This is a genomic window from Faecalibacterium sp. i25-0019-C1, from assembly GCF_042854225.1.
Classification (GTDB): Bacteria; Bacillota; Clostridia; order Oscillospirales; family Ruminococcaceae; genus Faecalibacterium; species Faecalibacterium taiwanense.
In genome coordinates, this window is the sequence record NZ_AP031428.1 from 1,323,716 (window position 1) to 1,346,036 (window position 22,321).

Sequence of the window (22,321 nt, forward strand, 5' to 3'; positions counted from 1 at the left end):
TCCTTACTCTGCCGCAGCAGGCTCTGCGGGCTTCTCCTCAGCCTTGGCCCTGCGGGTCTTTACCGGCTTTTCAGCTGCAGCCTGAATGTCCTTATCGCGGTGTTCGGTGGCAACGATCTTACCATCGGCCGCCAGTGCCTTAAAATAGGCCGTCTCCGCGGCCCAGTCGGGGACGGTGGCAAAACCATCCTTTTTCAGCACGACCGGTGCAACACCGGGTGCAGGGCTGGGAATGATGATGTTGCGCTTTGCGAGGATGAACATGATGCTTCTCCTTTCTCAGATGCCGTCCACGTACAGAATGGAGGTGGGGTAGAACAGCTGCACCTCGGAAATGTTTGCCATGTATGCAGTATCATAGCAGACATTGGTAACGTTAGGAGCAGTCATGATGCGGCTCATAGGCACCAGTTCGTCCATCTTGATGTAACGGGGCTTGTTCACGTAACCCACCATGCGGTCGGTCTTGCCGGTACCTGCGCCCTTACACCAGCGGCAGCCGCCGATGAACAACTCACCACCATTCTTGACAGCGGCGTTGTTCTTCATCAGGAAGTCGTAGATGGTCTCGGATGCCAGATCGGACACCATGGTGGTCAGGATGTAGTTGTACTGCTCATAAGGTAGCAGGATGTGGTTGGGGATGGCATCGGTGTCATACTCGCAGGAAGCCCACACAGCGCTCAGCAGGTCGTTCACGTCCTTCAGGATCTGCTGCGGGGTCTTATCCTTCCACTTGGTAGAGGAGGAGTCCGCACCATTGCTGGCAGCAGTGGTCTCGGTGACATTGGGGTTGTTCATCAGGCCGGTGGTGCCGTAGTCCTCGAAGCCGGTGTAGACGTTGGCATCCATGTGCTTGTCGTAGGTCAGGCGGATGCCGTCCTGCAGCAGCTGATCAAGGCTGCGGCCGATGAGGTTGGAGCGCTGCATGTCCACGAAGTTCACGCGCAGAGCCGCGCTGAACAGGTGCGCCTTGTATGCGCCCTTGGCAACGTTGGCCTGAATGATGGGCGTGCCGTTGGCACCGCCTGCACCCACAGCACCGGAGCCGGAGCCGCCGGTGATGCCGTAGGCCACGTTCATGGCGGTGACGTAGTCCACCCAGCCGCCGCCGGTCTGGATGGGGATATCGCGGGCATAGGTGACGCTGGTGAGGGGCTTGCGGATCAGCGGGTCACGCTTTTCCAGCTCACTGGTCAGGAATGCGCCACCAGACGCAATGCCTGCTGCGTCCATGGTAAAAGAAGAGCCGGACGGCGCAACACCGCCCAGCTTCGGGGTAAACACACCGGCATCGAAATTGCCGACATTCTGGAAATCTGCCATATTCTGTTCCTCCTGTTACACGTTCTGACGGGTGAGAATGACCAGCTCGGCCACGCCGTTTGCGTCTGCAGAGCCGCCCCACTGGCAACCGGTCAGCTTTACGGTGTTGGCGCTGGTGCTGTCTGCCTCGGCCTCAAAGCCGCCCACGACAGCATTGGGGAGCGAAGTGTTCTTGATGATGCGCACGTACACTGCGCCGCCGCGCTTCGGGGTGCCCTTCTGGCACAGCACGTTGATGCTGCCGCGCTGGAACACGCTGCCAGCATCGCCGGTGGTGTATGCGCCGGTGTTCTGGTCAGTGTAAGACAGGGCAGAGCGCATCTCGCGGCCTGCAACGCCCGCAAACCTGTCTGCGGTAACGCCGGAGCCCTGCATCAGGACAACGGCACCATTTGCATCATACATCAGAGCCATGCCGAAGGGCAGGGGCTCTTTTTCGCCCACAGGGCGAGTTACAACGATCATGTCGGGCTGGCGTGCGTAGGAACCGGCAAAGCCGTGCTCCATCTCCGCGCCGATGATCTGCGGATTGAGCTGAGAAAGTGCCATACGATCAAGCCTCCTTATGCTTGTGCGGGTTGAATGCGTCATACGCGGCCTGCGATTCTTCACAGACTGCTTCGTAGCTGGTGCGGCCGGAACGGTGGGCAGCCTGTGCTGCGCTGTCCTGTGCGGCCTTGGTGATGCCTGCCAGCAGGCCGTCCACGCCGTCATCCTTGCCGGGGTCAGCGTCGGCGGGCGGCTGTACAGGCTCCTGTGCCTTCTGCGACAGCGCCTTTACCAGCGTGGTCACGGCGTTCAGGATAGCATCCAGCTTGGCATCAATACTGTTGCCTGCGGGCTTTTCTGCCGGTGCAGGCGGGACACTGTCCTCTGCGGGGGCAGTTTCGGCCACAGGGGGCTGTGCGTCTTTTGCGGGTTCAGCTTCCGGCGCAGATGCGGGTGCGGCTTCCGGCGCGGCAGTCACAACAGCGGCGGGGTTCTTTTCGGATTCGTTCATTGCAGTTCCTTTCTCCGCCGGTGCGGCGGCACTGTCCTGAATGGCAACCAGATGCCCTGCGCGCCCTCTGGGCACGATCGCAACATGGTTTCCTCGGATATTAGTCTGGCGGTATCCCGTGCCATCCGGTGTGTAGCAGCACCGGTAGCCGCAGGACACCTCCCGCGTCACGCCGTTTTCCACATCAGAGATCAGGCCGGGATCCTTCAGGTGAAGGTCAGCGACAAGATAATCGCCCTCCCGGTGAACATTCTCTGCGTGGCCCTTGGCGTAAAGGGCGTGATTTTCCGGCATCAGGCGTTCAGGAGGATGATTCTGGGTTACATCCTTACCCTCGAAACTGGCAACTGCTGCCGGGTCGAACACATCTTCAGGGCGGCGCTGCACCTGCACAAGGCGGTCAGGATCGCCGTCAAGGCCCAGTTCCCCGGCAAAGTATTCCTGCTGGCCGATGCGCGCAATGGGCACGTCATGGCAGATGAGGAAGCCCTCCGGGGTCTTGGTCATGTGTTCGCTGATTTTACTGCCGTAATAGGCAATCAAGGGGCATCACCTCCGAAAAATGGGTATAAAAAAACACGGTGCAGAGTGCATCGTGTTCGTTTCAGGTTTGGCGGTCACGGTAAGCGCTCACCCAGCCCTGATATTTTTCATCCCCGGCCAGCTTGTGCCGCTGGAAGGTGGCAAAGGTCTTGGGTACCTCGTCGCCCAGGGCGGTGCGGTAGCGTTCCCACTGCCGGTACTGAGCAAGCCACTTGGCACGGCCCTGTTCTTTGTCGCGGTAGGCTTTGATCTGTGCTTCGGTGCGCGGGTCGCGGCTGTAGGGGTTCGTCTTGGGGCTGGAAAAGCGCCTGATACGCTCAAGCTCTTCCGGCGTTCGTCCTGCCGGTGTCCACGGGCGGAGACTGTGCAGGCAGTTGGGGTGGATGTTCAGCCAGCTGTTGGAAAGATCATCCGGCCCAGCGGGGTCCATCTTGCCGAAGGCGTCTGAAAGCGGCGGGAAGTCCGGGTCTTTTCCGCTGCGGCTGTACACCCGGCCCTCGTAGGGAGCGCACAGGGCACAGGTGGTGCCGTGGGCGCTGATCTGGTATAGATCCTGTTCCGGGTCAGCGGTTATCACAGACAAGATCTCTGCCTGCCGCGAGGTGGAGCGGGAGACCATTGTTGCATAGGTGTGCAGGCTCCAGTTCCGGCCTGCTTTGTCAGTGAAGGCTGTCACGCCTTCCCGGCGCAGAGCGTCCACAAAGGCGGGCACGCTCTGGTTGATGCCACGCCCTGCAGCCTGCTGTTCGGCTACCTGTTCCAGCCCAACGCGCCGGTAAATGTCCGGTTCCGTGCGGCCCAGCAGGGCACTCTGCAGGCCTGCCAGCACAGTGCTGTGGGCATCGGTCAGCTGGCCCATGAGGTTCATGGTCAGCCGCTGCACAATGTCCGTCTGGGTGCTGGTGAGGGTCTTAGCATTGAGATACCCGGCCCGATGCTTTTCTACCGTCTCGCCGGGCACAGCTCTGGCATCCGGGCGGCGCACATAGAACTGCGCTTCCACAAGGCGCGGTACATACTCCCAGTCCTGCGTTTCAAGCTGTCGGAGAATGGCCTGCACCCGTTCAAGAGCAGCCACAGCGTGATAATCCACAAGGCCTTGACTGCGCAGACGGCCGATCTCGTTGATGATATCTGTTTCGGCACGCAGGTACAGCCGGATGAGCCGTTCCAGTTCCCGGTCAGGGGATGCACGGGCAAGGGTGGGCATAGGCTTCCTCCTGAAAATGGGCAAAAGAAAAGCGCCGGACTTTCGTCTGACGCTTGTACTGTTAAATTAAATGCAGGGCACTGTTTCCTTGATCGTTTTGAGGAAAGCAGCGGCCTTTTTCATCATGCTGTTTTCCTGCAAAAACTCAATGCCTTTCTGCGTAATGCGAAGGTCAATGACTTTGACGCTGACAGCGGAGCCGATCGACGCAGGGAAAACAAGCCCTACAATATAGCCTTCTTCTGTCAGGCTGCGCATGATGTTGAACCAGTACCCCACGGGGATATGAAGAACATCCGCTGAAATGCAGTCCATATCAGGCCGTTCGCCAGCTTTGAAGCAGGCGTAGAGATATGAAAGAATGCGATATGCAAGAACAAAGTAATCATCCTTGGCCATAGGTCAATTCTCCTCAAGGTCTAGCCCATCGTCGCCCGGAGTAAGCCCGTCCGGGGCAACTTCATCGAAGTATTCGATAAGTTCTTTCATGCTTGCATCCGGGTGCTTTTGTGCATACTCAAGCATCTCGTCCTCAACCTGATATCCTGCCGGTGCATTCAAAAGCCAAAGCAAATTATTTTCGTCCTCATAGGACATCTCGACATCAGAGGCAGGTTCATAGTGCTCACGAACATACTGCACCCATACAGATTCCTGCTTGCTCATTTTTTCCTCCTGTTCGTGATTGGAATGCGCCGTTCAACGCTCAGTCCACCAAAGCCATCTGCAGTAACGTGGTACTGATAATTGGCATCCCGAATAATGACCTTTTCACCAGCCAGAAGCCCCGGGTACTGCGTGTTCAACACACCGGTGAGCCTTGCATAGGTCTTGGGCTTGAGCTGAATTTTGCTCTCGCTCCTCTGCGGAGACGGTGCGTACTTGGTTTTCTCTATTTTACCGCTCCCGCCGCCGCTTGTAAAGCGTCCGTCGGAGGGGTCGTGGCGGGAGTTGAAATCGAATACCGAGGTGTCCGCAGTAGGAACCTCCATTCCGGTCAGATTTTCTGTCAGCCCCGCCAGCGGGTCGCGCATGGCGGTCACGTCCTGATAAGTCTTGCCCGCATTAGCGGCAATGGCTTCATCGGTGATACTGCCGAACATGCCGGTCTCATCGCTCAGGCGGCGCAGCTCCTGCTGTGCAGCGGGCACATCCAGCAAGCCGGACTGAAACGCACTAACGATGCTGTCAGCCTTGATTTTGGCAATGTCGGCGGTCTCTTTTGCGGTTGGTGTCCACAGCGGCGGGAAGCTGAGGTCTGCATCTTCCAGCTGGATGCCTGCGGAACGGGCCAGAACAGGCAGCAGCTTTTCCAGAACCGGGCGCAGTCTGCTTTCCCGCAGGGTATCCACATAGTCGTAGTAGTTCTTCAAATCGCTTTCGCCGGTGGCGTTCATGCCGGCAGGAGAGCGTCCGAACAGCTTCGTCATAGGGTAGTGGGATGCGCCGCACAGGTTCAGGCACATGCTCTCGTACACTTCCTGCAGGCCGGTGAAGGTGTACTGTGTATTGTTGATCTTGTTGCCCTGTTCCACCAGCTGTACACCAAAGTTGGAGCGCAGCACACTCTGGGCCTGCATGGTGTTCCAGAAGCGCCGCTGCACATCCGGGCTGGAAAGGGAAAGCAGCTGTTCCAGACCCTTGACCTCCATGGTGTTGATGTTGGCCTGAAAGGTTAGCGCTGCCATGTTGGCCGAAACATTATCGTGGGCCACAACATCCTTGTACAGGGCTTCCACCTCGGATTCGCCCCAGTAAAGCTCCGCCTGCCGTTCCAGTTCCGGCAGTTCTCTGCCAATGAACCGGACGACGCGGGAGTGATGCACCCGGGTGACGATATGCCCGGCGGCATCGTTGATGGAATAGAACGCAGGCACCACCTCGCCACCCTCAAAGGTCAGGCCCGGTTCCGGTGAGATACCCTGCCAGCGGTCAAGGATGTACAGGCCCCGGAAACTGCCGGGCTGGATGCTGTCGGGGTCCAGCGGTTGGGAAAGGTCGGTCTGCCCGGCGATCAGGATCAGCCCGGCGGCACCGCCATACAGGCGACCCCATTTCAGGCCGGTGGAAATACATCTGCGCAGACCGGCGCGCTGCTCAGCACGATGCAGAGCTTTCAGCTGATCGGGCGCAGCGTCCTTGAGTTCGTACCATTCCCGCAGCATATCGTCCACCATCAGGCCAACAACATTCTGCACGACCCAGTTTTCACGGTAGAGGCTGTTGAGCAGCGCATAGTTGCCGGTCATTCGGGTGAGCGGGTAGCTGGTGGCTTCCAGCGGGCTCTGGCTGCCATAGCCCAGCCGGAACAGCGGGTTGGAGAAAGCATCCAGTGTCAGGGTATTCGGTTGTGTGCCCCCGGCGGGGCGGTTCTTGTTACGCCTGGACATGCTCAAACCTCCAATCAAATGAAAATCGCACCCTATCATTCGATAAGATGCGATTGTATGGTTATTTGTATTTGGGACTATTCCGCCTGTTAGAGCACTGTTCTTTCATCGTTGCCCATCGGCAGTTCGTGGGTTCATAATTCCCGTCGTTATCGATTCGGTCAATGCTCAGTTCATCAGAATAGCCGTTTGCTAAAGCCCAGTCTCTGAAAGCCGCAAAGTCGTTGAGCCATACTTCACACATATGGATTCCACGAGCGCCGTACCACTTGAACTCTTTGCAAGATGGAGAGTAGCAACGCTCTTTCATATGGTGCCAGATGCGGTAGAGACGCGGGGTGTCTCTTCGGCCATAATGTTTGACGTGTCTTTTTGCTGTGGTTTCTGAACGGAGACAGCCGCATGACTTTGTGGTGCCACTCAATAGTTCTTGACGTCCAATAATTTTTGTTTGCCCACAGTCGCATTTGCACAGCCAGCGGGCTTTGTTATGGCTATCGTTGGCGGCTCTTTCAATAACGACGAGTCGCCCGAATCGATAACCGGATAAATCAGCAGGATACTTGAACTTTGCGCACCCACAGGAACGCGAAAGCCCTCTTCTGAGGGAATTACCATCGACAACTGTAGTATTGCCACAATCACATTGGCAAATCCAACGTGCTGCACCAAAACGATTATTGGGACCACGCTCTTTAACAGTAAGCTTTCCGAAGCGCTGTCCAGTCAAATCAATCAACCGTGAACAACCACACGATTGTGTGATTCCCGTTTTAAGAGAGTTGCCAAACACAACGATTTCGGTGCCACAGTCACAATGACAGACCCATCGAACATTTCCACCTGCTCCATTGGGTGCTCGCTCAGTAACAACAAGTTTTCCAAAGCGCTGTCCTGTTAAGTCAATAAATTTTCCCATTAACGAACACCGCCTTTCCGGCGGGCGCGTTCTTCGCGCACTCCGCTGATGCGGCCAGCCATGAAAATGTCGGCCAAGAAAGTGTAAAACTGGGTGGCATCACTCTTCAACGGGCGCGCACAGTACATATCGGCCATATCCTTGGCCCAAGCCAGTTCTTGAGGGGCGTGAGTTACTCGATACTTCACAGCTTCGTTTGGTGTGCAGAGAATCGTATTCATGATTTTTACCTCTTATTCTCTTGTAAGAGGTAACGCCAAATGGTATAATAGATTTACCAGATGGCAATACCTCTGGTGTCTTATAACGCTTTGCCCAAGATTTCCAGTCGCCGGGCAAGGCGTTATTCTTTTTTCAGACCTTCATAGACTAGCTTTATGCCCTGACGGATTACGTCCGCTTTTGTCATTCCGGTTTCTTTACAGCAGAATTCTAACAGCTGTACGTCAGTATCAGACATTCGGATTCGCGTGTCATGGGTCTTTGGCTCGGCCGTAGGTCGTCCAGTTCTTGGCGACATTCTATCACCTCACTTTTGTGTCACCGTAAATATTATAACTTTTGGTTACACAAAAGTCAAGAACTTTTTATTCTCCATATCGCCAGTGGGGAATAGCGGTGTTACATAGATAACGAACGACATCGCAACCGTGGTCATCTTCCTTTATGGGCTTTTCAATGCCAACGAGTGCGGCTTTATCATCCCAGTGATACGATTCGAGTTCATCAATCGTTCCTTTGCAGTCTGAGCAAATTTTAAGCAGGCATCGGCTCATCAAAGTGGATACCCGGCGGATACCGTTCAAAACGTCATTGTCAGCTTCCATGACATAGACCCCTCGGCGACGCAATGCTTCGATAAAAGATGCGGCAGAAGGGTCTATGATGGTGGCACAATAACTCTCGCCCATAAAAGCCATAAAATCATCAGCATATTCTTCGTCGGTTTTCTGCTTTCGCTCTCTGCGACTTGTCCAGCGGTATTCTCTGGTAATCCACAATATATTTCCGTCGTCATACGCTTCGAGCAGAACAGTATCGTTACGGGTGCCATAATCTACGCCAATCCACCGGACTGCAACAGAACGCAAGCCAATCGGCTCTTCACCAAGCTTGAACACATTTCGCCCACGGTCAAACATATCGTAGATCAGGCCCTCGGCGGCTCTGCGCTGGCCCAGAATGTCGCGGGCATACCAGATACTCTTGCGGTCATAGGTGGCCAGCACGGCCCGCAGACGGTCGTCTGAAATGCTCATGTTGTCCGCGATGGTGAAGTGGCCGTAGTTCAGGCCATAGTCGGGGTTCTCACGCTGCTTCGCTTCGTGGAAGTCCAGAATGGTCTTGTAGTACCAGTGACCCTCAGCCTTGGGGTTCAGGTCGTGAAACACTTTTCTGTCCGGGCTGGACAGGGTACGGTCGAACACTTCCTGAATGAATGCTTCGCTGCACTCGTTCACCTCGGTGATGTATGCGGTACCGTAGGTGTTGCCCTTGATGAGCTTTTCATCACCGGCTTTGCCACCGCCGGATACCAGCACCACCTTTTCGCCGGTGGCCGTCTGAATGTACAGGCAGTCGCGGTTCTGGTAGGTGCCCTCACGGCATCGGCCCTCAAAATAGTTTTTCAGGCCAAAACCGTCACAGTCCAGAATGTTCAGCCGGGCCGTCGCAGTGGATACGCCCGCAATGAGGTGTATTCTGCTGGGATGCTTTTCCAGAATGGTGCAGTAGGCCATAGTAATAAGCACGTTCTTGCCGCCGCGTTTGCCGCCCTCAGCCACATTGAACCAGTGGTCGAAGCAGTTCCAGAAGAAACGCATCTGGTTTTGTGAAAAAGGTGCAGGTATGTTCATGTCTCAAAGTCCTTGATGTCACGGTCTGGCACAGGGTGCTGCAGCAGATCAGCAAGGGTCTGCATGTCGTTATTTTGAGCAGCGGCATTTTCTTTTTCGGATGCGTCTTTGTACATGCCCAGATGCTTGCCCAACAGGTCAAGTGCTCGGAGCTTATCTGCAAGTTTGACCTCGTGTTCCAAACCGTCCTCGCCAAAGCTCTTGACCTTGATGGACTGGATTGCGGCCAGATCATCCCGGGAGGCATCCAGTTTGACAGAAGCAGTCTCCGGGTCGATCAGGTCGCTGGCGTTGGCAAATGCAATCTTGGCAAGCTCTCGAACGACACGATCAGCAGATACGCCGGTCCGGCGGCTCTGCTCAGCCTGCAGCTGGGCAATGCGATTTTGAATGCTAACATTTGCTAACAGCCGGGGTGCCTGTTCTCTTGCGGTTTTGGGGCTGTATCCGGCGCGGATGGCCGCTTGAGTGGCGTTCAGGTCGATCATATATTCTTCACAGAAACGATCCTGCTTGTCGGTCATCCTCACCACCTCTCTTGCCGTAAAATCAAAAAGCCGCCCGGAAGATCCGAACGGCAGGATATAACAAAGAAACCCGGCTGGTACATTCAGGCTGTTGGTCGGTAAAGGTGATCCTCTGCGTCAGCCGGGCAGCACAAAGCCCGCAGGAATGAAGGGAGTAAGTCTTTCCTGCGGGCTTCGGCATTTTAAATTTTAGCAGGGGTTGACAGTATTATCAAGTCCGGTTCGCTCCGGTTCAGTCCGGACTTTTGATATCCAGTCTTTTTATGGCCGCGCTGTGGCGCTGGAACATCTGGCTGCGGGAAATGCGGACGATGACCGCGATGTCCGGCCAGTCCTCCAGCAGGACATACCGCCGGAACAGGATCATGAAATCCACCTCATCGTCCAGCTGGCGGAACACCTCCATGATCTCGGCCCGGATGGCGTCGCACACGGCAGACTGCGCCTCAGCGGCCCGGCGGGCCTCGTCGATGCGTTCCACACTGCGGGGCAGAGCCTGTCCGTCGCCGTTGCCGCCCGGCACGGGGGAAAAGCGCTGGGTGGTGTGGGTGGCATCGGTCTGCAGCGTGGCCAGTTCGTCCAGTTTGAGCAGCTCGAACCGCTTGGCTGTCCGGTACCGCCAGAGCCATGCCTTTTTCTCTTCGTAGGTCATTACAGTTCCTCCACCCGGACGAACACGCCGCAGGGGTCCGACCAGAATTTCTCCACGATCTCGCTGCACACCTGCGCGTCATCGGCCCAGAAGTGCAGGCGGGTCATTTCGTCCTTGAGGGCCTTTTCCAGATTGTCGGTGTCCGGCTTTGCGGTGCGCCAGCTGCCGTTTTTGCGGCCCTCGGCAGGGAAGCACCACTTGACCAGCAGACGCACCGGACGGCCTGCGGGGATGGGCTTTTCCGGCGCGTGGGGTGCCAGATGGGCGTGGAGCTTGGCACGGGTTTGTTTCAGTTCCGGGCTGTCGTGGAGCACCGCGTGCGGCTGCCCGCCCTTCATGTAGACGTGCAGCTGCTTTGCGTTGTGGGTGGTGGTGGGCGGCTGCATGGGGAGAAAGAATTGCATGTACATGGGGTTCACCTCGTTTTTCTTTTTTTTAGGTTTTAGCGCCAACGTGATGGGGAGGGTTCCCCGAATGGATGGGGGCTGTGGTCGCCCCATCCTTCGGGAGACCCCATCACAATTGCAGTTGCAGTTTTAGCTATTATATATAGGCTATTTTGCACTGCAAAATCTGCAGTCATAGCGGCTATAACTGCAAAATTGCAGTTTTTCGTGTCGTGCAAAATAGCGGCTATTTCTGCATTTTCACAACAAATTGTAATCGGACTTATTACGGATTGTTTAACCTGCGCTGCCAGGCTCCTTGCGGCCCACTTTCTCGCCATCGATCCAGAAGCGTCCGTCATCTTTCAGCCGCGTCTTGATGGTGCGGGGCTTCAGATCCATGTATTCAGCCAGCGCATAGACGGTAACTTCGCCGTCCATCATGCAGGCTTCAAAGGCAGTATCCAGCTCGGCCTTTTTGTCCTTGGTCACCTTGCCTTTATCGCCCCAGCGCTTGGCGGCACCGCGGCTACCCAGCGTTTTGAAATCGCTGTCCGGCTGCAGGTCCTCCAGCAGGCCGGTGTCCGGCTTGTGCACGGGGTAGTCGAACCAGAGGTTCACCGGGTCGAAGCGGGCGAACTCGCGCAGGGTGCCCTCGATGCGCCATGCGGTCATGCTGTCGGCCTGCTTCTGAGCGGCGGCCACTTCGGCATCGATGGCCCGCAGGTCGGCCATGCCAAGGTGTTCTTTGGCAATGGTCAGCATCCGGCTGCGGCTCAGGGCATCGTCCGGGCCGTAGGCATCGGCATGGCCGCGCTTGTCCAGCATGGCCTTGATCACGCGGCAGGCGGCTTTGTTATGCAGCTGCTCCCGGATGGCATCGGTGGGGGTGAGCTCGGTCATGTCCAGCATGGCATCCGGGTCGCGGGCGAACACGCCGGAGCCGGATGCGCGGTCCATGCTGCGCTTGCCGCCCTGGGCACCTTTTGAGTGGTGGTGGCAGTAGATCACAGCGCAGTCCAGCGCACGGCAGACAAGGTCGAACTGGTTGCAGAACTTTGCCATCTGGTCGGCAGAGTTCTCGTCGCCGGTGATGACCTTATAAATGGGGTCGAGGATCACGGCGGTGTAGCCTTTTTTCTGGGCCCGGCGGATGAGCTTTGGGGCCAGCTTGTCCATGGGCACGGACGCGCCGCGCAGATTCCAGATGTCGATGTTCCGCAGGTTCTGCGGGGGCAGATCGAGGGCGGTGTACACGTCCTTGAAGCGGTGCAGGCAGGAGGCCCGGTCCAGCTCCAGATTGATGTACAGTACCTTGCCCTGTGCGCAGGAGAACCGGCCCAGCCACGGCCTGCCTTCGGCGATGGCGATGCACAGCTCGATGAGGGCAAAGCTCTTGCCCGCCTTGCTGGGGCCTGCCAGCAGCATCTTATGACCCTTGCGCAGCACCCCGGTGATGAGGGCATCGGCCAGCGGGGGCAGGCTCTCCCAGTCGTCGGCCAGACTCTCGGTCTCGGGCAGCTCGTCGGTCTCCGCTTCCAGCCAGTTCCGCCACTCATCCCAGCAGGATTTCCCGATGTTGGTCTCCAGCAGGGTCTGCCGTTTGTCACCGCGCAGGATGCCGGGCATCCGGGAAAGGCGGGAAGGGTTGCGGTTCTGTTGGTCGATGGTCAGGCCGTTTTTCTGGCAGGCGGCGTAGAGATAATCCACCCGCCTGCGGTACTCGGCATAGTCCGGAGCATCCACCCTGACGATGGCGTGGACGCTCTTGCCGCCGGAGTAGACCAGCGCGGCACAGGGCAGTTCCAGCTGCCGGATGATGGCCTGCTGCTTGCCCAGCTCCATGTTGTCGCACTCCACGAGGGCGTAGCGGAAGTCGGTCACGTTCTCGTTGCGGCGGCCTCCGCCGTCCATGGGGTTGAAGCAGATCCACGCACCGGCTTCGGGGTTGTAGTCGCCAAGGGCAGCACCGATATCATCGCCGTAATGATCCAGCTCCATGATGAGCTGCCCGGCGGTCAGCTGACAGGAGCAGCCGTTGGGGGCAAAGCGCCCGTCTTCCTTCCGGTAGCTCTCGGTGACGTAGGCAACGTATTCCTCCGGCTCAAAAAGTGCCTGCAGATACCGCTTGATCTGCTCTGCCGGGTGCCACTCTGCGGGCAGATCCAGCTCGTGGGCTTCCACCCACCGGGGATCTACCACGCGGCCCTCGGCCTGGGCACCGGGCCCGACAGAGAGCTCGTCGCCCCAGTCCAGCGCATGGCCCGCCGGGCCGCTCCAACCGTGGGAATAGGCCAGCTGAAAAATGCTGCTCTCGGTGACAGGCTTTGTGCTGCCGTGGAAGCTCTCCCACTTTTTGGCGCACTCGCCCTTGTGGTAACGGCCCCCGTCCCGGGCGCTCCACTGTTCCCAGACGGTGACGGGCAGGCCGGAATCCTTCAGGGCCATGCCCACCATGAGCCATTCGTCATAGGTCAGGGCGGACGGGGATACGAAGTCCAATGCTTCCTTGAGTTCATTTTCATGTTCCATTCGCGTTACCATCCAAAGTTAAAAGGACTGTCCGGCGCAGCGGGCGGTTCCGCAGGCGGGATATAGGTTCTGGGATTCACGCCCTTGGGCACACCGCGCCAGCCCTGCACCGCAATGCGGTCGATCATGTGTTTGGCTGCATCGAAGCTCCACGTGCCCACGCTCTGGAAACCGTAACGTTCCAGCACGCGGATCTGCTTGGGTGTGGTCAAGCCTTCAGCGCGGCGTTTGTTCAACCGGTCCAGCAGCAGGGAAGCCTTACCAGCAGATTCTACAGCGTCCGGCAGGATGCCCATTTTCTCAAGAGCAGCAGTCTGTTCAGCGCTGGGCGGGCCTGCTTCCCAGCCAAAGGCCGGCACATATCCGGCAAGGTCCTCGGCCTGAATACTCATCTCGTACTGCAGCGGGTCCACGAGACGGGCTTTTTTGCGGCGCTGTTCTTCCAGCTGTTTTGCAAGTGCTTCTTCCCGCTGGGCCACCACGTCCTCGCTGGCCTGCACGGCTGCTTTCTCGATGTCCTCCGGGCATCCGGTCTGGGCCAGATTTTCGGTCATCTGCCGGGCCACGGCGCGGTCCTCACAAACCAGATCAGCCGGGCGGCACAGCTCGTGCTTGTCGGTCATCCACAAAAAATCCAGCAAAAGCAGATCGCTCTTGCCCGGGGAGAGCCGGGTGCCGCGCCCTACCATCTGGCTGTACAGGCTGCGTACCTTGGTGGGCCGCAGCACCACCACGCAGTCAACAGACGGGCAGTCCCAGCCCTCGGTGAGCAGCATGGAGTTGCACAGCACGTTGTATTTGCCTGCATCGAAATCCGCCAGCACTTCCTTGCGGTCGGTGCTCTGGCCGTTGACCTCGGCGGCACGGAATCCATGGGAGTTCAGCAGGTCGCGGAACTTCTGGCTGGTCTTGATGAGGGGCAGGAACACCACCGTTTTACGGCCTTTGCAGCGCTGGGCCATCTCGGCGGCAATCTGTTCCAGATAGGGGTCAAGCGCAGTGCCGAGGTCTCCCACGGCGTAGTCCCCGCCGCTCATGGTGACAGAAGAAATGTCCAGCTTCAGCGGAATGGTCTGGGCCATGATGCGGCACAGATAGCCCTCTTTGATGGCATCGGTCAGCTTATACTCAAAGGCAAGGCTGTCGAACACCTCGCCCAGATTGCGCATGTCGCCGCGATCCGGCGTGGCGGTCACGCCCAGCACCTTGGCGCTGCCGAAGTAGTCGAGGATGCGGCGGTATCCGTCGGTGATGGCGTGGTGGGCCTCGTCAATGATGATAGTGCCAAAGTAATCATGAGAAAAGCGTTCCAGCCGGGCGGTGCGCTGCAAGGTCTGCACGCTGCCCACCACCACACGGAACCATGTATTCAGACAGGTGGCATCTGCCTTTTCCACCGCGCTGACAAGGCCGGTGGAGCGCTGCAGCTTGTCCGCTGCCTGCTCCAGCAGCTCACCGCGATGCGCCAGAATGAGCACCCGGTCACCGGCGCGCACCTGATCGGCAGCTACCGATGCAAACACAATGGTCTTGCCGGTGCCGGTAGGCAGCACCAACAGGGTGCGGGTGTGGCCGTTCTCCCACTCGGCGTGGATGCGTTCACGGGCCTGCTGCTGGTAGGGGCGCAGGGTTTGTGTCTCGGCCATTTAGAACGCCCCCTGTGTCCAGCCCTGAGTGGGTGCAGCTTTGGGTTCGGGCGGCGGCAGGAAGCGCTGCACTTCGTTGCTCTGGCCGGTCTCGCCTGCATGAGGGCCGCTCTGCTTGGTGTACTCGTGGATACCCAGCTTGCAGATGCCTTTGGCACCCACGACCTCGTTCCAGCGGGGGCGGAAGGTCTCGCCGCGCTTGCACTGGCCGATGCTCTCGAAGAAAGCGCCCAGCAGGCCCTGGGTCTTGGTGTGCAGGTACAGGCGGTGGGTCACGGTGGTATCACCCTTGGCCCCGCCGAAGATCTTCAGGGTCAGCTTTGCCATGGAGCAGGGCGGGAGCTTTGCGCTGCCCTCAAAGCGGGCACGCTCCATGCCGGTGACTTCAAAGGCATAATCGCCCTCGGGCAGGAGCACGAACTCCTGCTGTTCGTTGGTAAATTCGTCGTCCCAGCCCAGGGCGCGGTCGGTGGTGTTCATGTCGTTCATAATATATCTCCTTTATTATAAAACTCCTTCAGTCACGCTTACACGTGCCAGCTCCCTCCGTGAGGGAGCCTGTTAAAACGGGATATCACGGTTATCCAGCACCATCTGGAACACCTGCGGCCATGCGGCGATCAGACAGCCCTCCACAAAGTCAGCGGGGTAGTCCTTGATGGGCATATCCTCCGGGAAATAGCCCCGTTTGCCCACAACGCCCTGCAGCTCTTCACAGCTGACCTTGTTGGCGCTCATCAGAGCGGCCAGCTTTTCGGGCACGCCCAGACTGAGCAGAACATTTTTCTCGGAGCTTTCCTGCAGCGGTGCGGGCTGCGGCTGAGCCACCGGCTTTGCTTCCTGCTGCGGGCTGGGCAGGATGTCGGCTTCCGGCTGGGAACGCGGCTGCGGTTCCGGTTTCGGTGCCTGTGCAGACATAGCGCCGGGGATGCAGGCGGCAATGCTGGCATAGTCAAAGGGTACTTCCTCCGGCAGGTCAAAGCGGTTTTTGGCATCCCAGCAGGGGTGATGCGCGGTGTACAGTACACGCCTGCCGCCGCTGGCCTTGCTCTTGGCGTTCTTGCCGTCGCCCACCTTTTCCACAACGGTCTTGTAGTTGGCGAACAGCAGCATATCGCACCACTCGCGCAGCAGCGGGGCCACCTGTTTGGAAGTTTTCATGCTCCAGCGGTCGTAGTTGCCCACAGCATCCGGCTGCTCAAATTTGGTAATAGCGGCATGGGCCAGCACCACCACGTTGTGCCCGGCCTGCAGCACCTCTTCCAGCGCGTCCAGCAGCTTGCCGAACTCTTCCTTAACATAGGTGTAGCCCTTGCCGTAGCCGAAATCTTCGATGCCGTTCACCTTGGCTTTGGCACACACGGCCTGAATGCACAGGCGTTCAGCCCAGTCGGCGGTATCAATGACCAGCGTGCCGCAGGGGACACTGCCCTTGCGTACCTCGGCCACCTCATCCAGCAGCATGGCCCAGCTGGTGGGTTGGGGCAGGCGCTTGACGTTCAGCCGCTTGGTGCCGCCCTCGGTGTCGATGAAAACAGGATCCGGAAAATGGGATGCAAAGGTGGATTTGCCGATGCCCTCCGGGCCGTACAGCACGGTTTTGACCGGCGCGGTCTGGATGCCGGTGGTAACTGCATATTTGCTCATTTAGAACGCTCCTTTCGTCCAGCTTTTCTGCTGGGGCTTTTCGGTGACGGGCGGCAGGGTGGGTTCGGCATCCTTCACCATGCCGTCCTCAATGATGATCTGGCATTCACTGCCGGTGGAAACGCGGGTGGCAATGGCCTGCAGGTGTTCTGCTTCCAGCCATGCGGAAAACTCCTGCAGGGTGGTCATGTCCATCTGTTCCAGCTTGTCCAGCAGCACGAAACCGCAGTCCGGGTTCAGGCGGCGGACGATGGCAGCGGCCACCCGCAGCTGGTCGCTGCCGGACATATCCCGCCAGTGCTTGCCTTTATAAGTAAGGGCACCGTCCTCTACGCCAAGGCCCGGCAGGGGCAGGTCGGCACCGTTCAGCAGGGCCATACGGTCGGCACGCTTCTGCGTGATGGCTTCAGTCAGGCGCTTATATTCACTGTCATACTGGGCAGCCTCGTCCTCGGCGCGGGATTTTTCGAGGTTGGCGCGGACTTTGCGGTTGATCTCCTCAATATCCCGGATGGATGCTTCCAGTTCGGCAGTGGATTCGTCCTGAAGCTGGGCGACGGTCTTTTGAGCGGTTTTCCGCTGATTGAACAGGCGGGTGTGCTTGGCGTCGAGCTCCTGATACTGTTGTTCCAGCTCGGCAATGCGTTCACGGGTGCGTTTCAGTTCGGCCACACACTGCTGCTCCTGACGCTCAAGCTCTGTGTACTGTGCCCGCAGACGCTGGTTCTCGCCGTTGCGGGCCAGAATTTCCTGCTGCTGGCGGATGAGGTCGGACGCGCTGACCGGCTTTTCCGGTGCATCCGGGTAGGAGATCAGCTCCTCGGCAAAGTGCTTTTTCTGTGCGGCCAGCTGGCCGGTGAAGGTGCGCTTGTCGTACAGGGCCTTGATCTCCATGTCACGGGTGTGCAGCTCGGTGCCGATGCCGATGATCCGGAGCAGGATGTCCGCCTTTTCCTTGTCGGTGGCTTCCATGAAGCGGGGCAAGTCCAGCGCCAGCGGCTCCACAAAGGCGTTCAGCAACTGCTGCCCGCTGCGCCGCCCGGTGGGGTCAGTGACGGTCAGACTGGCATTTTTGCCCTTGCGTTCCACCACCACACCGTTGGAAAGCTTGACCTTCAGATGCGCCGGAGCCACTGCGCCGTCCCGCTGGGCAGCGTCCGGGCGGAAACGGTCGCCGCCCAGTGCCCATGCCAGAGCATCCAGAACGCTGGTCTTGCCCTGATTGTTGTTGCCGCCCACGAGGGTGAGCCCGGTGGGCGACGGCGTGAGTGCAACGGCCTTGATGCGTTTGACGTTTTCGGCCTCTAAGGCCATGATCTTTACAGACATGCGGATACCTCCCCTTGAGCGGATGCGAGTGTGTGAACGAACTGGTTGATTGCGGTCTCACGCTGGTCGTCCGGCAGTTTGCGGAACTGCATTTTGGCGGACTGAACGATGCTGGTAATGGAGCGCCCGGCCAGAATGATGCTGTCGTAGGCATCGCGGGCATCCTGTTCCTGCTGTGCCTTATAGTCCGCAGTCATTCCGGCCGCAATCTCGTAAGCTTTTTCGCCTGCCCGCCGGTCTACCTCTTCCTCATCCACCACGGCAGCGATGGGCTGTTTTTTCAGGGCCGCATTTTCTTCCTGCAGCTTATCCGCCCGGAGCTTTGCCGCTTCGGCCACCTGCCGGGAGCCGGAAAGCTGGTCCTCGGCGTTCTTGGCCCGGGCTTCGGCCTTGCTCTGCATCTTCCATGCTTCCTCTTCCCGGGCCTCGGCGGCGTCCAACCGACTTCTGAGCTGATCGTTCTGCTCTGTCAGACCTTTAATGTCGGCATTTGCGGCTTCCAGCTGAGCATTGGCGGTATTCATTGCGTCCCGCGACTCCTGCTCCTGAATGCAGGCGCTCTTCAATCTGGCTTGCGTTTCGTTCAGTTTGTACTCTTTGGCCTTGAGCTGGGCTAAAAGCTCCTGCACCCGCTGGCTGTCTCCGGCGGCTGCGGTGAGCTGTTCAGCACAGCCGGAGCGGGCGATCAGGTTCAGGTCCTTGCGGGAGATGGACGGCAGTAATTTTAAATCCGCAACTGTTGCGGATTTAAAAGCATCTCCGTTCTGGGTCATTGTCCGGGCGCTGCCCTCACTCATGCCCTTGCTCTCATACCATTTTGTCCATGTACCGCCGCCATAGCGGCCAGCCTTGGCCGTCAGGGCGTGCATTTTGGCAACGTAGATGCAGGAAATGAGGTATTCATCCTGTGCGGTGCCGTAGTGCAGGTCGAACTGCTGATCGGTCTCCACGGCCTGTTCGGACAGGTCGCCCAGAGCGGAAAAGTCAAAGGTAGGCGCGGCGGGATTGCTCAAAGAGCTGCCGGAGCCAGCGGATGGCGCAGCGTTCTTTCCGGTTGCATTGCCCGGAGCATCGGAGCCGCTGACAGCATCTGCCTTCTCCGTCGTAGGGCTTGACCCCTCCGGTGCTGCCGGGGATGCCGCAGTTTGGCTTCCCGCAGCAGTGGCAGCATCCGAACACTGCGCGGATGGGGCAGGGTGTTCTTCCACCGGTTCAATGGGCGCGTTCCTGCAGGGCTTTGCGTTTTCCAACGCATCCAGCATTGCGCTATCAATTTCGTACTCGTCCAGCGGGGCGAACTCCGCGCCGTTGGTCAGGAACGCCTGCGGAATCAGCTTCTTGTCTGCTGCCTTGGCCCGCTCGAATTTCTGCGTCATGAGGTGGCTTTCTTTCCAAATGCTGCCGTCCCAGCGCCAGAACCGGCCACGGTAATAGGCATAAACCGTCTCGTTGGAAAGCTTGGAACTGATGGTGTAGTCCGTCATACCCGCACCTCCGTGTCCTTGAGGCGGTCCAGCATCTCGGTCTGCACATCCTTGCTCATGGGCTGGATGTTGTTGCCCTTCCAGCCATAGCAGAGGATAGGGCCGTAGATATGCTGACCGCGATAGATACGGTTCAGGTCTCTGCCCATGATGCCGTACACCAGCACTGCCGGGGTGCGTGGCAGGACTTTCTGCTCACAGGGGCACCGCAGCAGTGCTTCGATGCCCTGCAGCGTGTCCGGCAGGGTGGTGACCACGGGCTCTTTGCCCGGTTCGATCAAAATTCCTTTCATTGTAAAACCTCCGATTTTGTGATATCATCGGGGTGATGAAGTCGTTCAAACTCATCATCCCTTGCAGCTCGTCGGTGTTGGCGCACCGGCGGGCTTTTTTCGTATAGTGCGTACCGGCGGCAGGCTGTCCACCTCGCTGCGGTCGATACGTTCCCGCGCAAATGTGTACTTGTAAGTTCGATGGCTGCCGCTGAGCCCATGGCTGACGGCAGACGCAAAGCTGTTCGCGCTCTTGTAGCCCAGCCGCCGGGCACACATCTCGGACGAGCCGGATGCCAGCAGATCGCCGGTTTTGGCATCCCAGACGGTGTACCACATGACGCTGGCAGCGTTTTCATTACGCGCCCTGTAATCCCTGCAATATTGGTTGTGGTGCTCTCTGCGGCAGGAAGCGCAAAAGCGCAGGTTGCCAGCAACATTTTCCATCACCTTGCCGCAGTCCAAACAGACGCGGGTAAAGTGCTTTCCTTTATTCATGGGTGGTGTCAGCCCGCCTTCCTGCCGCTCTTCACGGTGTTGCGGGGCTGCTGATGCACCTTGCGGCGGCGTTTCTCACGTGCTTCGGCGGCAAAGCCCAGCCGCATGAAGAAGATCGCCAGCAGGATCAACACCATGGCCGTGACGAACGCACCGTCCGAGACGGTGCCAAGGGTCTGAAAGCTGCCCTCCAGCCCCAGGCCGTACAGCAGGCCCACCACAAAGCAGGCCATTGCCAGCCAGTACCAGACAAAGGATTTAATCTTCATGCGGATTCATCCTCCCTGCTCATTTCCGGGAAGAAGAACTTCCCGATCTCGTCCTGCTGAATGTCCAGCAGTTCACACATTGCCGCGATCTCTGCGCTCGTCCACGGCTGGTTCCCGTGCATCCTGCCGCTCATGGTGTCACGGCCAATGCCGATGTACTCAGCCACTTCCTGATCCCGGAATCCGCAGCTGTGGAACCGGCCCCGCAGCTTCCAGTATGGGATCTGCTTGAAAGTGCCGCGAATAGTTGATGTGTTCAACATTTTATTCCTCCTTCTTTTTGGCGGGCAGCCCATCCAGCAGGCTGTCCATCAGGGCAGCGTAGAACGGGTAGCCTTTGGCGACGATGGTCAGGCTGTCAATGGCGCTGGTGAGGTAGCTCTGGGAGCCGCGCACCACGTTCTCCATGGTGCGCACCGTGTCGCAATGCTGGCCGTAAATGGCCTTGAACTCACCGCACAGGGCCTTGACCTGCATATACTTGGCCTTGCTGTCCTCGCGGTTCTTGCGGCACTCGTCCAGAAAAGCGGTGTTCTCGTCCAGCTTCTTCCGGGCTTCGATCACCCGGTCGATGGCGCTCTGGATGTTGGCGTCCTGCACGGCCTGCTGCTCTTTGTGCTGCGCGGCCAGCTGCTTCTCCATCTGGTTGAAGGCCTCGATGTACTTGAGCTTCCACTGCACGGCTTCCTTGCCCGTGAAGCCCATGGCCAGCAGGGAAAAGCCGTCACGGTTCATCAGGTACATGGTGGCCTTTTTGTTTTGAGCAGTGGTGTACTCGGTCTTGTGGAACATTTTGAGGAGAGCGCAATTTTGCGCCGTCAGATTTTTGATGGAGCGGAGCACATCTTTATGCTCTTTTCCGAATCGTTCGGCAACGTCCCGGCTGGATGCCACCGGTTCGCCGTTCTGGGTGGATAAGATGATGTCGTTCATGGTGAAGATGTACCTCCTTGTATTCACTTCACTTTCGCTGTAAAATAAAAAAGAGGAAAGGAGGTGAATGAAAAAATGATTTTTGAAAGTCTTTTAAGCATGCATGGTCTGAATATGCAAATTGAGCGAGATGGCGAAATTATTGCAACCGTTCCGGGTTTGCCGAACCGGGAAACAGCAACGAATCGGCAGTACGTTGGGTTTTGCCCGGGAACCGATATTAAGATAGACGACGTTGTTATCACTCCAGCCAGTGAACGGCTTTATGTCACGGAAACGCAGGCATCGTTCTTCCAGAAGCAGCAGGAAGAAATAAAAGCGTTCTATATGACCGAAGTCGAGAAAAAGCGGAAAGAAAACGAACAGCGTCAGAGCAATATTTATAACATCGGTACAGCTTACGGTTCTGTAATTGGAACAGCCAATACAGCGACCATCAACTACCAGACGAATTTTCAGGAACTGCGGGAAAGGGCAGAAGCTGAAGATGCACCGGACAAAGAGCAAGTCCAGAAGTTAGTTGATCTTGTTGAGATGATCGTAAATGACCAGATTCCTCCGCAGAAGGGATTGTTGTCCAAGTTTTCCGAAACGATGGAACGTCACTCGTGGATTACAAGTGCTGTTGCATCTGCGCTTGTATCGTGGTTGACACAACTTCCGCACTGATCTCGATGGTCAAGTTTAACAATGCTTTTCCATTGCTGGACTGAACCAACGAATAATCCTTCACGTTCTGGATAACCGTTCCGTCTATCTGGCAGCTAAAACGATTGTCCAAGTGCGACAGCTGAATCTCTTGCGCCCCGCGCTTCTCTTCCTTAGGAGCGTGGGGCCTTTTGCTGTTGCTCATCTTCTTCACCTCCTTTGGATGGCGGGCAAGTATGTATTTTTCACTATGG

Annotated in this window: 27 protein-coding genes; 1 reads left to right on the forward strand and 26 read right to left on the reverse strand. The window is 57.8% G+C overall.

What is annotated here, in order from left to right:
- Positions 1-3 precede the first annotated feature (3 nt).
- The 25 genes from ACGHUK_RS06605 to ACGHUK_RS06725 form a co-directional block, all read right to left on the reverse strand.
- A complete protein-coding gene (locus tag ACGHUK_RS06605; protein WP_338428505.1) occupies positions 4-264 on the reverse strand; it encodes a hypothetical protein in 261 nt (86 codons plus the stop codon).
- Between the two features lie 15 nt (positions 265-279).
- A complete protein-coding gene (locus tag ACGHUK_RS06610; RefSeq protein WP_390508551.1) occupies positions 280-1,326 on the reverse strand; it encodes a DUF2184 domain-containing protein in 1,047 nt (348 codons plus the stop codon).
- A gap of 15 nt (positions 1,327-1,341) precedes the next feature.
- A complete protein-coding gene (locus tag ACGHUK_RS06615; RefSeq protein ID WP_390508554.1) occupies positions 1,342-1,875 on the reverse strand; it encodes a hypothetical protein in 534 nt (177 codons plus the stop codon).
- Positions 1,876-1,879: 4 nt separating this feature from the next.
- Positions 1,880-2,869 carry a DUF2213 domain-containing protein gene (locus tag ACGHUK_RS06620; RefSeq protein ID WP_338428501.1) on the reverse strand — a complete coding sequence of 330 codons (990 nt, stop codon included), beginning with the start codon at positions 2,867-2,869 and terminating at the stop codon, positions 1,880-1,882.
- A 61-nt stretch (positions 2,870-2,930) separates the two neighbouring features.
- Positions 2,931-4,079 carry a phage minor capsid protein gene (locus ACGHUK_RS06625; protein ID WP_390575610.1) on the reverse strand — a complete coding sequence of 383 codons (1,149 nt, stop codon included), beginning with the start codon at positions 4,077-4,079 and terminating at the stop codon, positions 2,931-2,933.
- 66 nt (positions 4,080-4,145) lie between these two features.
- A complete protein-coding gene (locus ACGHUK_RS06630; RefSeq protein ID WP_390575612.1) occupies positions 4,146-4,478 on the reverse strand; it encodes a YjcQ family protein in 333 nt (110 codons plus the stop codon).
- Positions 4,479-4,481: 3 nt separating this feature from the next.
- Positions 4,482-4,745 (reverse strand): hypothetical protein, encoded by a 264-nt coding sequence (locus ACGHUK_RS06635; protein ID WP_338428498.1) that lies wholly within the window; start codon positions 4,743-4,745, stop codon positions 4,482-4,484.
- The gene (locus ACGHUK_RS06640; protein ID WP_390575615.1) at positions 4,742-6,469 is read right to left on the reverse strand and encodes a DUF1073 domain-containing protein; all 1,728 of its coding nucleotides are present in this window, start codon (positions 6,467-6,469) and stop codon (positions 4,742-4,744) included. Before ACGHUK_RS06640 ends, ACGHUK_RS06635 begins: the two co-directional genes overlap by 4 nt.
- 61 nt (positions 6,470-6,530) lie before the next feature.
- Positions 6,531-7,388, reverse strand: coding sequence for a hypothetical protein (locus ACGHUK_RS06645; RefSeq protein WP_390575617.1), 858 nt, complete (start codon positions 7,386-7,388; stop codon positions 6,531-6,533).
- Complete coding sequence (locus ACGHUK_RS06650) at positions 7,388-7,609, reverse strand: hypothetical protein (RefSeq protein ID WP_390575619.1); 222 nt, start codon at positions 7,607-7,609, stop codon at positions 7,388-7,390. The genes ACGHUK_RS06645 and ACGHUK_RS06650 overlap by 1 nt, the downstream gene beginning before the upstream one ends.
- A gap of 366 nt (positions 7,610-7,975) precedes the next feature.
- A complete protein-coding gene (locus tag ACGHUK_RS06655) occupies positions 7,976-9,244 on the reverse strand; it encodes a phage terminase large subunit (protein WP_390575620.1) in 1,269 nt (422 codons plus the stop codon).
- Positions 9,241-9,768: a terminase small subunit gene (locus ACGHUK_RS06660; protein ID WP_390575623.1), complete on the reverse strand. Its 528-nt coding sequence runs from the start codon at positions 9,766-9,768 to the stop codon at positions 9,241-9,243. Before ACGHUK_RS06660 ends, ACGHUK_RS06655 begins: the two co-directional genes overlap by 4 nt.
- A 235-nt stretch (positions 9,769-10,003) precedes the next feature.
- Complete coding sequence (locus ACGHUK_RS06665; RefSeq protein WP_390575625.1) at positions 10,004-10,423, reverse strand: hypothetical protein; 420 nt, start codon at positions 10,421-10,423, stop codon at positions 10,004-10,006.
- The gene (locus tag ACGHUK_RS06670; RefSeq protein WP_390575628.1) at positions 10,423-10,833 is read right to left on the reverse strand and encodes a RusA family crossover junction endodeoxyribonuclease; all 411 of its coding nucleotides are present in this window, start codon (positions 10,831-10,833) and stop codon (positions 10,423-10,425) included. The genes ACGHUK_RS06665 and ACGHUK_RS06670 overlap by 1 nt, the downstream gene beginning before the upstream one ends.
- Before the next feature lie 273 nt (positions 10,834-11,106).
- On the reverse strand, positions 11,107-13,341 hold the full coding sequence (locus tag ACGHUK_RS06675) for an AAA family ATPase (RefSeq protein WP_390508574.1): 2,235 nt from the start codon (positions 13,339-13,341) through the stop codon (positions 11,107-11,109).
- A 5-nt stretch (positions 13,342-13,346) separates the two neighbouring features.
- Positions 13,347-14,987, reverse strand: a complete 1,641-nt coding sequence (locus tag ACGHUK_RS06680; protein WP_390575630.1) for a DEAD/DEAH box helicase — start codon at positions 14,985-14,987, stop codon at positions 13,347-13,349.
- On the reverse strand, positions 14,988-15,476 hold the full coding sequence (locus ACGHUK_RS06685) for a DUF669 domain-containing protein (RefSeq protein WP_390575633.1): 489 nt from the start codon (positions 15,474-15,476) through the stop codon (positions 14,988-14,990). It abuts the gene before it with no gap.
- A 72-nt stretch (positions 15,477-15,548) separates the two neighbouring features.
- On the reverse strand, positions 15,549-16,634 hold the full coding sequence (locus tag ACGHUK_RS06690; RefSeq protein ID WP_390508583.1) for an AAA family ATPase: 1,086 nt from the start codon (positions 16,632-16,634) through the stop codon (positions 15,549-15,551).
- On the reverse strand, positions 16,635-17,963 hold the full coding sequence (locus ACGHUK_RS06695) for an AAA family ATPase (protein ID WP_390575636.1): 1,329 nt from the start codon (positions 17,961-17,963) through the stop codon (positions 16,635-16,637).
- Positions 17,954-19,447 carry a hypothetical protein gene (locus tag ACGHUK_RS06700; RefSeq protein WP_390575639.1) on the reverse strand — a complete coding sequence of 498 codons (1,494 nt, stop codon included), beginning with the start codon at positions 19,445-19,447 and terminating at the stop codon, positions 17,954-17,956. The genes ACGHUK_RS06695 and ACGHUK_RS06700 overlap by 10 nt, the downstream gene beginning before the upstream one ends.
- Positions 19,444-19,740: a hypothetical protein gene (locus ACGHUK_RS06705; RefSeq protein ID WP_390575642.1), complete on the reverse strand. Its 297-nt coding sequence runs from the start codon at positions 19,738-19,740 to the stop codon at positions 19,444-19,446. The genes ACGHUK_RS06700 and ACGHUK_RS06705 overlap by 4 nt, the downstream gene beginning before the upstream one ends.
- 54 nt (positions 19,741-19,794) lie before the next feature.
- A complete protein-coding gene (locus ACGHUK_RS06710) occupies positions 19,795-20,217 on the reverse strand; it encodes a hypothetical protein (RefSeq protein ID WP_390575645.1) in 423 nt (140 codons plus the stop codon).
- Between the two features lie 8 nt (positions 20,218-20,225).
- Positions 20,226-20,486, reverse strand: a complete 261-nt coding sequence (locus ACGHUK_RS06715; RefSeq protein WP_390575648.1) for a hypothetical protein — start codon at positions 20,484-20,486, stop codon at positions 20,226-20,228.
- Positions 20,483-20,749: a hypothetical protein gene (locus tag ACGHUK_RS06720; protein WP_390575651.1), complete on the reverse strand. Its 267-nt coding sequence runs from the start codon at positions 20,747-20,749 to the stop codon at positions 20,483-20,485. Before ACGHUK_RS06720 ends, ACGHUK_RS06715 begins: the two co-directional genes overlap by 4 nt.
- Before the next feature lies 1 nt (position 20,750).
- Entirely contained in the window at positions 20,751-21,419 is a 669-nt protein-coding gene (locus ACGHUK_RS06725) for a Rha family transcriptional regulator (protein ID WP_390575654.1), read from the reverse strand.
- Positions 21,420-21,482: 63 nt separating this feature from the next.
- Here ACGHUK_RS06725 and ACGHUK_RS06730 point away from each other — a divergent pair, with 63 nt between their 5' ends.
- Positions 21,483-22,088, forward strand: a complete 606-nt coding sequence (locus ACGHUK_RS06730) for a hypothetical protein (protein WP_207698153.1) — start codon at positions 21,483-21,485, stop codon at positions 22,086-22,088.
- Here ACGHUK_RS06730 and ACGHUK_RS06735 read toward each other — a convergent pair.
- Positions 22,033-22,272 (reverse strand): hypothetical protein, encoded by a 240-nt coding sequence (locus ACGHUK_RS06735; RefSeq protein WP_143405601.1) that lies wholly within the window; start codon positions 22,270-22,272, stop codon positions 22,033-22,035. The genes ACGHUK_RS06730 and ACGHUK_RS06735 overlap by 56 nt on opposite strands.
- Positions 22,273-22,321: the final 49 nt, after the last annotated feature.